At 46.1% G+C, this 12803-nt stretch carries 10 protein-coding genes; 6 read left to right on the forward strand and 4 right to left on the reverse strand.

Annotation, left to right across the window (positions count from 1 at the left end; genetic code table 11):
- The first annotated feature begins 111 nt into the window (after positions 1-111).
- The 4 genes from HQN88_RS29410 to HQN88_RS29425 all read left to right on the forward strand — a co-directional run bounded on the left by HQN88_RS29410 (position 112) and on the right by HQN88_RS29425 (position 6097).
- Positions 112-1767: an extracellular solute-binding protein gene (locus HQN88_RS29410; protein WP_420794163.1), complete on the forward strand. Its 1656-nt coding sequence runs from the start codon at positions 112-114 to the stop codon at positions 1765-1767.
- A gap of 75 nt (positions 1768-1842) precedes the next feature.
- Positions 1843-2988, forward strand: a complete 1146-nt coding sequence (locus HQN88_RS29415; RefSeq protein ID WP_173119146.1) for an SGNH/GDSL hydrolase family protein — start codon at positions 1843-1845, stop codon at positions 2986-2988.
- Positions 2989-3418: 430 nt separating this feature from the next.
- Positions 3419-4699, forward strand: coding sequence for an MFS transporter (locus HQN88_RS29420; protein ID WP_173119147.1), 1281 nt, complete (start codon positions 3419-3421; stop codon positions 4697-4699).
- Positions 4700-4870: 171 nt separating this feature from the next.
- On the forward strand, positions 4871-6097 hold the full coding sequence (locus tag HQN88_RS29425; RefSeq protein ID WP_173119148.1) for an MFS transporter: 1227 nt from the start codon (positions 4871-4873) through the stop codon (positions 6095-6097).
- A gap of 1 nt (position 6098) precedes the next feature.
- Here the strand turns inward: HQN88_RS29425 and HQN88_RS29430 are convergent, their stop codons facing one another.
- Complete coding sequence (locus HQN88_RS29430) at positions 6099-7829, reverse strand: hypothetical protein (protein WP_173119149.1); 1731 nt, start codon at positions 7827-7829, stop codon at positions 6099-6101.
- A gap of 150 nt (positions 7830-7979) precedes the next feature.
- On the opposite strand from HQN88_RS29430, the gene HQN88_RS29435 reads away from it, so the two are divergent.
- Both HQN88_RS29435 and HQN88_RS29440 read left to right on the forward strand, forming a co-directional pair.
- The gene (locus HQN88_RS29435) at positions 7980-8744 is read left to right on the forward strand and encodes an AraC family transcriptional regulator (protein WP_173119150.1); all 765 of its coding nucleotides are present in this window, start codon (positions 7980-7982) and stop codon (positions 8742-8744) included.
- 45 nt (positions 8745-8789) lie between these two features.
- Entirely contained in the window at positions 8790-9590 is an 801-nt protein-coding gene (locus tag HQN88_RS29440) for a serine/threonine protein kinase (protein ID WP_173119151.1), read from the forward strand.
- A gap of 276 nt (positions 9591-9866) precedes the next feature.
- Here HQN88_RS29440 and HQN88_RS29445 read toward each other — a convergent pair whose 3' ends face one another.
- From HQN88_RS29445 to HQN88_RS29455, 3 genes are all read right to left on the reverse strand, one after another.
- Positions 9867-10721 (reverse strand): EcsC family protein, encoded by an 855-nt coding sequence (locus HQN88_RS29445; protein ID WP_173119152.1) that lies wholly within the window; start codon positions 10719-10721, stop codon positions 9867-9869.
- A gap of 125 nt (positions 10722-10846) precedes the next feature.
- A complete protein-coding gene (locus tag HQN88_RS29450; protein ID WP_173119153.1) occupies positions 10847-11725 on the reverse strand; it encodes a carbohydrate ABC transporter permease in 879 nt (292 codons plus the stop codon).
- A 26-nt stretch (positions 11726-11751) separates the two neighbouring features.
- Positions 11752-12702 (reverse strand): ABC transporter permease, encoded by a 951-nt coding sequence (locus HQN88_RS29455; RefSeq protein WP_173119154.1) that lies wholly within the window; start codon positions 12700-12702, stop codon positions 11752-11754.
- Positions 12703-12803: the final 101 nt, after the last annotated feature.

The following is a 12803-nucleotide window of genomic DNA, read 5'->3' on the forward strand; positions in this document are numbered from 1 at the left end:
ACGGCCTAACACCGTGAATTCCATCGAAAGGGGTGATTCATTTCAGGTAATGCTGGTAGTGGATCTAAGATCGGGGTTATACTAAATGCATGAAAAAAGGGAGCGATACATGTGAAAAAGGGTCTTGTAAGCGCACTAATGGTCATTATGACGGCTAGTTTATTTCTTGCCGCATGCTCGAAGGATGATGCAGCATCGGTGTCTCCAGCGGCAACGGGAGGTACAAAGAGTGGTCCTGTTGCAATCAGCATGTTTGCTCAACAAGATACGGCAATCGACTTGAAAACGAACAAATTCACGAAATTCATGGAAGAAAAGTTTAATGCGAAGTTTAATTTTGAAATTATCCCGTTTGATGGTGCCAAAGAGAAGAGACAGATTTCACTGGCAAGCGGTGATTATCCGGATTCCTATATGTTGACGGCCTGGATCGACCAGTTTTCACAAGCTGATATTTTGAAATACGGGAAGCAAGGCATTTTAGTTCCTTTAAATGATTTAATTGATCAGTATGCACCGAATATTAAAGCGGCTATGGCTAAGGACGCAACATTGAAGAGCTTTAGTACTGCGCCGGATGGCAAGATTTATGGTTTAGGTTCGTATACGCAATGCTTCCACTGCTCGTATCCGAACAAAATGTGGATCAACACCAAATGGCTATCCAAAATGAATCTCGAGATGCCAAAAACGACAGAAGACTTCAAGAAAGTGCTGCAAGCTTTCAAGAAGGGTGATCCTAATGGGAACGGCAAAGCCGACGAAGTTCCGTTAAGTGGATCGACAGAAGATTTTGGCGTGCATATCATTCCGTTCCTCATGAATGGTTTCATTTATGATGATGACCGTAATTACCTGACGATGGCGAATGGCAAAGTCGATACAGCAGCTAATAAGCCTCAGTGGAAAGAAGGCCTCGCGTATATTAAGTCTTTGTATGACGAAGGGTTAATCGATCCAGGTGCATTTACGCAAAATGCCGAAGCGTTCAAGAAAATTGGCGAGAACGCAGGGACGCAAATTCTCGGTGTAGGCGCAGGCATGCATCCCGCTATTTTCGTGAACATTGATAAAGGCAACAAAAACTCGGCCGATTACAATCCGGTACCTCCACTTACGGGGCCAAACGGTTCCCTAGCTACGCATGATGGTGGCGGACTGGCGCCAGGAGCGAAATTTGTCATTACGAATAAAGCTACTAAAGAAGAGCAAATTACGTTGATTAAAATGGTTGATTATATGTTTACGTTTGAAGGTCAAACGAATGCAGCGTCAGGCATGGAAGGGATCGACTGGAGAAAGCCGAAAGAAGGCGAGGTCGCTCTGGGTAAAGGTGTAAAACCGCTCATGGCATCTATTCCAGCCGTAGAAGGAGAAGCACCTCATAATGCAGGCTGGAGCGGAATGGGCCACTTCTACCAACCAAGTGAGTATAGAGACAGCATTGTTCAAGGAACAGATGTGTATGATTCAGCAAACTACGAACGTAGACTGTATAATGCAACACTCTTGTACCAAGGTCACGAGCCTAAGGAGATTTACCCTGCTTGGGCGGTATGGGTTGATCCTGCTCAAACCGACGAAGCAAGTATTCTCCAAACGAATCTCAAAAATTATATCGATCAAAACGCGTTGCAATTCATTACTGGCAATAAAGATTTGACGAAGGATTGGGATGCTTATGTAAAAGGACTGGATAATTTGAAAGTTGGACGTTATCTGGAAATTTTGCAAAAAGCGTATGACACTTCTTCCTATAAAAAATAAGATAGTTAAAAATCGAGTGCTTTATGTTCACACATAGAGCACTTGATTTTTTTATTCGTAAAGGAGACGTAGAATATGACGAGTACATGGGCCAATTATTGGCTGAATCATCGTGGAGGGCTACCTCACATACAGGAGAAATTAAATCGTCATGAGCCGATCACCGTCGCTTTTATTGGCGGTTCAATTACCGAAGGTGCAGGGGCATCGGATTTGACGACAACGAGTTGGCGAGCCTTAACCGAGCACTACTTGAAGCAACGCTATACAGCAGACAAGGTGATGTGCATCAATGCGGGTGTTGGGGGAACGACGTCTACGTTCGGTGCTCACCGACTGCAGGCGCACGTATTGTCTCACGGTGAGATCGATTTGCTATTTGTTGAGTTTAGTGTAAACGATGGTGAGGATCGCGACGAATCCATCAGGGGAATGGAAGGAATCGTACGCCAATGCAGACGGCAATCGCCCCATACGGATATCTGTTTTATCTACACAGCAGCGGATAAAAATTTGACCGTTCACATGCCATTCAACATAGCTGTACATGAAGAAGTTGCATCTTATTATGGCATTCCTTCCGTTAACTTTGCGGCTAGAGTATTTACGCAGATACAGTTGAAGCAAGTGACTTGGGATGCACTCGCATCTGATCGGGTACATCCAAATGATGAGGGGCATGCGCTGTATGCTGCGTTCGTGCGGGAGTATCTAGATGTAGCCTTAGATGTGAGGGCGGTTGAGGAAACCGATAGGGCAGGCGTTAACCGACAGGATGCTTTACCACTACCCCCACCTCTGGAGCCCAACAATTACGAACATGCTGCCATGTTGGAGGTGGATATGGCTGATCGTATGGAAAGTTTTGAATGGAGGGAGTTGTCATCAGAGCCGCTTATGAATTGGCGATATGACACACGACATCTGTACACGGATACCCGTGATGCATCTCTTTCATTCACTGTGCACGGGCAGCGTGCTGGCGTTTTACTGTTATGCGGGCCTGATTCGGGGATTTTCGAATATGGGATAGACGGAGGGCCGTTTCTGCCCATGTCTTTGTTTGATGATTGGTGTTTGAAGGCATATCGCCCGATTATGGCGATGTTTCCTATGCGTTCGGAGCGGCAGAGCAGGCGAATCACTATTCGTCATACTGGGAAGAAAGATGAACGCAGTACGGGCACGAGTCTTCGTATTTTGAAATTGTTTAGCAATTAGAGCAGCAAGTTTAAGTGAGGTAAGAGTAGCTGACGGGAGTAGTAGGAGTAGCAGCAATAGAGTAGAAAGAGTTTAAGTAGCTAAAATGTGTGCCTGAAGTGAGCCCTCACAAGTCAATCGACTTGCGGGGCTTTTCTAGTTTAAAGTAATAAATGGAAAACCTACATCTATTTTGAACTGATTTAGCTGATTCGAGTAAATAAATGGAAAACCTCCTGCTATTTTCAGCCAATTGTACGCTATTCGCAGGAATGGTGGGAATTAACTGTAGTTTTTCCATCCAATTGAGGCCTGCACGGATACCAGCACTGCCGCCAGTGCTGATGCCTATCCTGTGAGCTGTGAAGAAATCGGGCAGAAGAGAAGGAGCAAAGTGCCCCTATTTCCTTGCTCCTGATGCCCTCGCCATGTAAGATAGAGCCATAACAACATGAAGAAAGGTGCATCTATGTGGACGTATACCTTAAATTTAGTTCGTGATTTATCGCCTAACGTGAAGCGGTTCATTGCGACGGAAAGCTTGTTTGGCATCGGAGTCGGGATCTCTAGCCTCATCCTTAACTTACATTTATTAGACCTCGGTTTCTCCAAAGGAGATATCGGCAAGATAACATCACTTGGGGCATTGACCATTGGCTTGGCCAGCTTGCCGGCAGGCTTCATCGTGAAGCTGATTGGGCGCAAAACGATGCTCGTCATCGGAATGCTCTTGGCATTCCTTGCACTTGTGCTCTTTGGTATCGGGACCAGTATTGGCGCGGTAACCGTCGCACAACTTGTGTATTCGCTTGGTATTACAGCGATCGTAAACTCAGAAATTCAATTGATTTTCCAATATTGCCGCACGAAAAAAGAAGAAACAAGTGCTTACTCGCTATTGTTCGCGATATTTACGTTATTTACCGGACTCGGCACGTGGCTCGGTGGTTATCTGCCCGAATGGATGCCCGGGCATACAACAATGTATCAATATGCCTTCTTCGTTGCTGGTGGATGCTTAGGCCTATCAGGCATATTGCGGGGACTGCTGCTGCCGTCTAACTATACCAAGGCACAAGCCAACGGCAGCGCAACTCATGAAGACAATAGCGTCCAAGCACCGAAGCCTGCCAATCAGCCGAAGAAAAGGCAAGCGATGTATTTCCTGCTGCTGCTCTCTCTGCTGATTTTCAACTCTGGCTTTACGTTTGGGCTGCTTAGTCCATTCTTGAACGTCATCCTGAAATTCAGATTCCAGATGGATGACAGTAACATTTCCGGCGTGCTGGCGTTATCCGGATTTTTCTTCTTTATCGGCTCAATCGTTATGCCATACGTTGTGGAGAGATGGGGGAGTCGCAGGACGTTCGTGTTCCTGTTTCTGTATAACATCGTTGTCGTAGCGCTGATGGCGCTCGTCATGCCGACCACGGTATTCGCTATTCTGCTGCTTATTCGCGGGACGGGCTTCACAATGTTGAACAACTTGATGGACAGCGAATGCATGTCAGCCGTGGCGGAGGAAGATCGAAACCTATTCGCAGGCATGCGGACGGTGTCACGGAGCATCGGGAATACGATTGCCTCCTACTGGGCGGGCTACATACTGGCAGGCAATCATTATTCAATGCCGTTCTTGCTTACCGCGGTGGCTTTACTAGCGGGGTTTGCCATGTATGCTTGGTTCGTCCAAGGGAAGCTGGACCGGAGACTGCAAAGCCAGACATGTTAGCGCTGTGAATGTAAACATAAAGAGCTCAACCATTTCATTTTGGAGAGCTCTTTGGTATGTCCGCAAATGCCAGCTTTGCGGTCATTTTTTTTGAGAGAAACGAACAGGAAAACCTGCTATCATGAAGGTAATAGCGAACTTAGAATGAGAAGTATGAGGGGAAGTAAAGCCATGCTGGCAAACAGAGTGTTTCAAAAACTAGGCTTACAGATGAGCCCGGCAACTAAGCATAACTTGTATAGTGATTTTGGTGCAGCCTGTTTATTTAGTCTCTTTAATGTGGTCTTTAATCAGTTTTACATCGCACTAGCTATTAGACAAGGGGCTACGAATCTGGAAGTCGGGATTTTGGCGGCAGCTCCGGCGATTGGACTGCTGTTCTCGCCGATTTGGGCAGGGAGAATCGAACAATCGAGTCCCAAACCCTTTGTCATCATCCCCAATATAATTGGCAGAGCGCTATTGTTGCTTCCGGCATTTTTTGGTGCTCCCAGCGTCTATGTTGTGACGGCAATCGTTTTTTACCTTTTAATGGGCATACAAGCACCTGCTTATCCTGCACTAATTACTCGTATGTATCAGCCTGAATTGCGCGGCCGACTCATGGGCTACGTTCGAGTTGCCATGGGAGCAATTATGATCCCACTTGCTTACATAGTCGGTTCGTGGACGGATCAGTCAGGACCGAGTGGACCGCTGATTACTGCGGCTATAACAGGTGTTATATCGATACTTTTCCTAGCCCGCGTTAAAGAGATTGCTTTACCAACGAAGGTATCGGCAAGCAAATCTTCCTTTAAGGAACAGCTCAAGCTTGTGAGAAATCACCGGGAGCTGGTTGTATTTTTTGCAGCAACGACATTGACGGGCTTTGGTAACATCTTGGCGAGTCCCCTATATCAGATTATCCAAGTCAGAGAGTTACAGTTAAACAACAGTGAAATTGCGATTGCGCGTATTTCCTACTATGTGTGTTTATTAGTGGCCTATTTCGTTGTTGGTTGGGTCATTGATCGATTTTCTGCGAAGCAAACGTTGGTCTATGGATTGGCGGCGTTCGCAATTGTGCCTTTACTTTATGGGATATTCGGGAATTATCCTGCTGTAATTATTGGCAGCGGAATCCAGGGAATAGGCGATGCCATCTGGGATATCGGTATTCTTGCCTATATTTTTCGTGTTGTACCTGGCAGAGAGGCAGTTGTGTTCGGCTTGCACTTAATGCTGTTTGGTATTCGCGGCTCTATCGCTCCATTAATCAGCACCGGTCTATCCGATTACATACCGATTTCAGGGTTGTTAATTGCGGCTGCCATTTGCGGGTGCATAGGAACCATTATTTTCTTACTGCAAAAAGATAACAAAGAATTGACTGCACCAGAGCCCCGTTACGGATGATTCAGCGCAATCGCAGTTGCAGCACTGCACGTGATGCATCTGCTCGGATGACAGCGAGTTGATATTCCCCATTGCGGTTACCGTATAAGTCTGGCTTGATATCCAATTCACCGTCGTAATCAATCGTATAGGTATGCCCATCTAGTGCGACTTCGACGGAGTGTTCAGTCGATGTAATCGACGTAATGTCCTTGCCATTCGTATGAAGCAGCGGTACGCGTAGAAAGAGTTCATCAGATATCGCACCGACGAGCTCAAACGTTAGTGCAACACCTTCGGCATTGACCAGGTAATGCTCTATCACCTTTTGAACGTCATGCAAGTTGCCGCTATAGGTCACAGTGAACTGAACGCTTTCTGGTGTTTCCCGGGTAATCGACAGTTCGCCTTGAATGCTCTCGTCACCGTACTCGGATAAATACTGAATGCTTCCGTCTTCCCGTTTCCATCCAGGACCGATGGCTATACAACTTCGATGTATGCCCTCCCGTAACTCAAACGAGTCACCCGCTGAGAAGGGAACAGATAGCCCAAGTTCCGTAGGAACGCCAGAGCGATGGATTCGGCCTAGTCCAGTTGCATCGTAATGGGAATCAGCGCAAGTGTCGATTTGGACGGAATAGCCTGCTGCATTCGCGATTACTTTGTGAAAAGATGGGGAGGTGGCCACGACATATCCCCCGACTTCTGCAGGGCACGGAGCTTCTGCAATGGTATCGTCCATAAACAGATAAGCGATGCTTAAGAACGCCCCCATCGTAATCATGTATTTATCATAGAATCCATAAGATTCGGTGCCATACTGGCTGTCGATTGGATATAAATTCTTAATATGTCGTGCAGGTGTTTGAATAAGCCACCTCTGAATCGATGCGATGGCCAGCCGTGCACTTCGCTTGAATGCCCCAGCTTGTTCTAAATCGCCTAATCGAGCATACCGGACGGCTTCATATTCCGCATTCGCGGCAATGAGAACTTCATTGAATAGGAATTGATTGCTTCTCCCCCCGAAAGGGTGCTCAAAAGCAGCGGATTGCAGTTGAAGTGTCCAGAGTCCGGACTTTCGAAGTTGTTCATCCAACGCTGAGGCGAACTCCCCTTGATAACCAAGTCCCAGCAGCAGTTGAATTTGAACTCTTGTCGTCAAATCGTACAAGAGTGGATTGCCAGGATCGCGGTACATTCCATTCTCATCGAATCGAACCAATTGCGTGGGCCAATGCTCGTGGAAATAAGCCTGCGTATCCGTCACGCCTGCCTTCTCCCGTAGGAATTCCCCTGCCATATTATAAATGTTGATGTTATGCAGATGACGCTTGCTTTCTTCATCCCGAATGACAAACTTGTAATGCGTGTAGGGATCGATCTCACTCAAAAGGGAAAGCCACTGAGACTTAGCATCTTCGGTATATCGTGGTCCCATAAAATGCAGGGCAAGCATGATTTCTTTTATGGAGAAGTCCGCGATAGGGTCCTGCTTCAACGTCGATAGCTCGCGACAGCTCTCTGTCATCATGTGCTCCCACAAAGGTTGCAGATCCTGCAGTCGCCCAGCAGATATTAAGCATCCAAGCACAGTCAAAATGCGAGAGTAGGATTGCAAATCGAGTCGAGTCTTCCCATCTTGGCACACACGGTGTTCGATCTGATGCCGTGTATAGCAATTGAAAGCTAGTTCCATCGTATCCAAAAGACTATCTTTTGTATGAACGGTTGAAAGGTCAACGGTCATGTCGTCGCTCCTCATCTTACTGTTTTTACTTATTGTAATTGACCAATAAGCAATAGACCATGGACATTACTGAGTAGACCTTAACAAAATTACGATAAGTACCTATAATAAAATAGAAAGCTAACCAATCACTCAGAGGATGTCCGATACATGAAAATAACCCAAGTGATGTACTACAAAGCGGGACCGTCATGGCATCATGACCAATTCGTACAAGATTATGACCTGTTGCTGCTCATCACGGACGGCAAGCTTAGATATGTAATTAACGGATTAGAGATTAGCCTGGAAAAAGGCGATATCCTGTATTTGCCGACTGGCACGGTACGTATTGGTCTGCCGACGAAAGAACAATCCCACAGTAAATATGGTATTCGGTTCATTCCTGATGCGGGCGATGAGGAATTCAGTATGCTGCAAGCCGGCAAGCCGGTAAAGCTCGCTTCGAAGAGACTGCCATTCTTGGAGGAGAGAGTCGCGACGTTGATGCAGCACTGGAGAACGAAGGACATGTATTATCTTCCGATGTGCCGAGGAATCTTACTAGAAGTTTTGTCCCACGTAAGCCGTGAGCTTCACAAGGGAGTAAACGGAAGAGATCCCCACTTCGTTTATCTAGTTCGCGATTATATTTATGAACATTACCGTTCTCCACTTACGGTTAAGGAACTTGCTGAACAGGCAGGCAAGACACCTTCCTATCTCATTACGTGCTTTACACAGGCGTTCGGCAGTTCGCCGCTACAATTCATGCATAAGCTAAGACTTGCCAAAGCAGAAGAGCTGCTCCTTTCGACAGACCGAAGCATCGAAGAGATCTCGCTTGAACTCGGATACTGTGACTCGACGTACTTCTATCGTATGTTTCGGAAACATCATGGTACAGGGCCGTTAGCATTTCGACTGCACGTGTAGAGACGGATTCGGTTGTGAGCCATCAAGGAAGGGGGAGATTGAACCGTGATAGCTTATCTAAAACGGGCTTATGAAGCATGGATCGATTATCCTCGAAGAGAGGGAGAGGTCATTCGGGGACAATACCAGATTGAACGTTTCCTAGGAATGGGAAGCTATGGGTTAACCTACTTATGCCTAGACAGGCATTCCGGTCAAGAGGTCGTTGTGAAGCAAGCGAAACCGAGCAAAGGGCAACTGGGCCTAGACCTATTGCACCGTGAAATGGCGATCATGAGTCAGTTAGAACATTCTTCGATTCCCAAATGCTACACATCTTTCGAAGAATCGAAACGATTGTATATGATAACCGAGTATATCCAAGGTCGGACCGTCGAGGATTTAATTTTTGAACGGGGAGCCCGCTTTGAGGAAAAGGACGCTTTACGCTTCATCCAGCAATTATTGAACATCGTACAATTTATTCATGAAAAGGGCATCGTTCACTTAGATATCCGCATTCCCAATGTCATCGTAGACGGAGATCACATGAGTCTGATTGATTTTGGTTTAGCTGCTCGCCTAGGAGAACCAGCCCGGTTAACGAATGATTCCGATGAAGAGCTAATCCGGAGAAGAACTGTAGATGTCATTTCAGATCTCTACGCGATCGGCCACTTTTTACTGTATATGCTGTATTCCACCTATGAATCAAGCTTTGATCAGGAAGAGGCCATAAGGGGATGGGAAGAGGAACTATCCATTTCCACGCAGACGAAGCTAATGATTCGGAAATTATTGCAAATCGATCCGCCATATGCGAGTGTACAAGATTGTATGAAGGAATTAGACGCCGTACTCGTTTAAAAAGAAAAAGCCACTTTCGCGGCCGTAGATTAACTGGAGCTGCCTCCTCTATTCTTATAATAACGCTGTCCATGCGAATGTCCGTATCCGCGATGGTCACTGGAAGAGTAGCGTCGTGTAACATGAACTCTATAATTAGAACTGCTATGTCGGTAGCGTCGACCCCGTCGGGAATGAAGAAGAGATCCTAATAGTTTACGTAGTAAATATTTAATCACCTTGCATACCTCCTTTGCTGTTTCTTCTATATACGAAAAGGGGTACTGGTGGTTTCAGCTAGCCATCCACTTGGGCATTCAATCGTTCGAGAATTCGCCGTTTGCGATATAGCATTTTCGCAGCTTCGCCGACATCCTTCAGCGTACCGCGATTGATCCAAGCGCCAAAGAGAATACCCGCGATCGGAATGAGCTGGAACAGCTTCTTCCATCCCCAGTTATCGCGGTACGTAGCGAATACCTCGCGCCAGCCTTGAAGCTGCGAGATCATCTGAACCTTCTCTTTATCCGCAGAAGCGTAGTTCCCAAGCTCTTCGAGAATGGCTTTTTTGCCCACGATGTCGGATGATGAGAATTGCAAAACCTTGATCGTGAAGATTCGCTCCTGCTTGTCCTTGGGATCATAGCCATAGCAGATGGCCACTTCTTGAATGGTTTTCAAGGACAGGCCTAGGATCGCTGGAATATCGATGGCGAGTGTTAGGATGCCGCCAATACCCGTCGTTGCACCCTGCAATGTTGCGATTTTCGAACGATTCAGGACAATCTCATCGGCGGTTTGATCCAGCACTTTCAGCGGTAATGTGCCCACGGATGCAATTGTAATCCCCTCAGCAAGATCATAATGCTCAATCCGCTTATACACGTCCTCAACATGCCGCAAGGTCCCCTTCTCAGAAATCAGATACCGCCCGCCTGCTTGCAAATAATTGCCAAGCTCGTCCAAGGCTTCCCCTATTTTTTTATTCAAAAACTTCGGCGTTAAGCGGTCCAGCACTTGAAAAGGAAGGCGCCCGAGCTTTTCCCAGAACCAAAGGTCTTTCTGATCAGCTTCCCAGGCTTCGATCTCACGAAGGGCTTGCCGCAGTTCATTCGAAGTATCCGGATGGTGATGATGTTCAAGATCAGTCATGCTGTGCACAACTCCTTTCTACATCGTATACGTATGGAATCGCATTTGGATGCAGGCCTATACGTAATAAGTACCCACTAACAGGACACTTGAAGAAAGTGTTCAGTCAGTAGGTACTTGTAGGGTTACTCTTTTACGGCGCCAATAACCATGCCTTTGACAAAAAAGCGCTGTAGGAACGGGTAGACGACCAGAATCGGAATCATCGCGATGAAGATTTGCGCTGCTTTTACGCTTCGATTGGACAGAAGTTCTAAATCCTCAAAATCAATACCGGTTTTACTAAGGTCGCGTGCGACGACGATGGTCTGCAGAAGCGTGGCCAGCGGCCACTGTTCGGGAGATCTCATATATAACATGCCATCAAACCAGTTGTTCCAATGTCCTACCAGTGTAAATAAGGAGAGAGTGGCAAGGGCAGGCATGGATATCGGTAAGTAAACCGAGAAGAAAATTCGGAAGGATGTGGCCCCATCCATTGTTGCTGCCTCATCCAGTTCTTTCGGTATCGCACGGAAAAAATTCATCATGAGAATGATATTCCAGACATTGAGCAGATGCGGCAGAATGTAAACCCAGAACGAGCCAACCAATCCGATCTTTTGTATCAGCAGGTAGTGGGGGATAAGTCCGGCATCGAAAATCATAATGATCAGGAAGAACCATACGTAAAAGTTGCGTGGCTTGAACTCGATGTTGCTTCTGGACAAAGGAAAGGCAGCGAGAACGGTTACCATCATGGCCATCACCGTGCCGACCAAGCTGCGCAATACCGAGATTTGGATAGCATGTAGGAAGTTATCATTTTGAAAAGTTTTCACATAGCTGTCCAGATTAAAATCGATCGGGAACAGCGTGACCAGATTGGATTCGGCGGCTGTTTTTCCACTGAGAGAGACGGCAAAGATATGCAGCATAGGCAATATACAAAGAATAGAGACAAGGATTAGAAGCGTTACATTCAAATAATAAAATACTTTATAGGATGGATTTTTATAATACATAGCCTGTTCCTCCACTGTTCGTCATTTTAAAATACACGGTAATTCGTCCATTTGTGCGAAATGTAGTATCCGGCGCTGATTAGAATAAACCCTACAGCTGATTTGAATAAGCCAACCGTGGCAGCTAAGCTGTATTGCCCTCCCTGGAAGTTACGGAATACAAAGGTATCGATAATGTCTCCTTTTTGAAGGACAAGAGGATTAATGAGGTTGTAGATTTGATCAAAGTTGGCATTCAACATGTTCCCGAGGGACAGTGTGAAGACGACAACCATGATGGGCAGCAGGGAAGGCAGCGTAATATGGATGGTCTGCTGCCATCTACCGGCACCATCGATTTCGGCAGCTTCATACAGATCCGGATTGATACCGGACAATGCAGCAAGGAAGACGATCGCGGAGAAGCCGAACTCCTTCCATAAATCACTCACAATAACGGTAAAACGGAACCAATTCGATTCACCCAAAAACATGATGGGCTGTATATGAAAAGCTGCAACTAACCGGTTTAGAACACCGTCTAGTGAAAGCACGTCCAATAAGATACCACCCAATATGACCCATGACATGAAATGTGGCAGGTACACCATGGTTTGAAGCGACCGCTTCAACTTCATATTTCGGATTTCGTTGATCAGTAAGGCAAAGGTGACGGGTACAGCCAATCCAAATAGTATTTTCAAAACAGAGATAATTAACGTGTTCCATATGACTTGTACGGAGCCTTTCATCGTAAAAATAAGTTGGAAATTATCCAAACCGACCCATCTAGATCCAGAAATACCAAGCCATGGCTTAAAGTCCTGGAACGCCATAATGATCCCCGGCATGGGGGCATATTTAAAGATGAGAGCAACTAATACTGCGGGCAGCAGCATGAGATGAAGCCTCCATGTTCTGCGAAGCGGATGATTTCGTTTCTCTCTTACTCTTGCCGTTACGGGTGGCGATGATGTTATAATGACGGTATCTTTCATACATTATTTTCCTCCTCGACTTGCGTCTTCTGTAACTTCATCTTAGGATGGAAGCGTTTTTTTGTATAGAATACATATTAAAGGTGACTGTCAATATCTTA

The sequence above is a fragment of the Paenibacillus qinlingensis genome, from assembly GCF_013204845.1.
Lineage (GTDB): Bacteria > Bacillota > Bacilli > Paenibacillales > NBRC-103111 > Paenibacillus_E > Paenibacillus_E qinlingensis.

Coding starts and splice junctions, on each gene's coding strand:
- HQN88_RS29430 (WP_173119149.1), bottom strand. CDS start 7,829: ATGACCGTTGACCTTTCAACCGTTCATACAAAAGATAGTCTTTTGGAT.
- HQN88_RS29415 (WP_173119146.1), top strand. CDS start 1,843: ATGACGAGTACATGGGCCAATTATTGGCTGAATCATCGTGGAGGGCTA.
- HQN88_RS29435 (WP_173119150.1), top strand. CDS start 7,980: ATGAAAATAACCCAAGTGATGTACTACAAAGCGGGACCGTCATGGCAT.
- HQN88_RS29445 (WP_173119152.1), bottom strand. CDS start 10,721: ATGACTGATCTTGAACATCATCACCATCCGGATACTTCGAATGAACTG.
- HQN88_RS29425 (WP_173119148.1), top strand. CDS start 4,871: ATGCTGGCAAACAGAGTGTTTCAAAAACTAGGCTTACAGATGAGCCCG.
- HQN88_RS29450 (WP_173119153.1), bottom strand. CDS start 11,725: ATGTATTATAAAAATCCATCCTATAAAGTATTTTATTATTTGAATGTA.
- HQN88_RS29455 (WP_173119154.1), bottom strand. CDS start 12,702: ATGAAAGATACCGTCATTATAACATCATCGCCACCCGTAACGGCAAGA.
- HQN88_RS29420 (WP_173119147.1), top strand. CDS start 3,419: ATGAAGAAAGGTGCATCTATGTGGACGTATACCTTAAATTTAGTTCGT.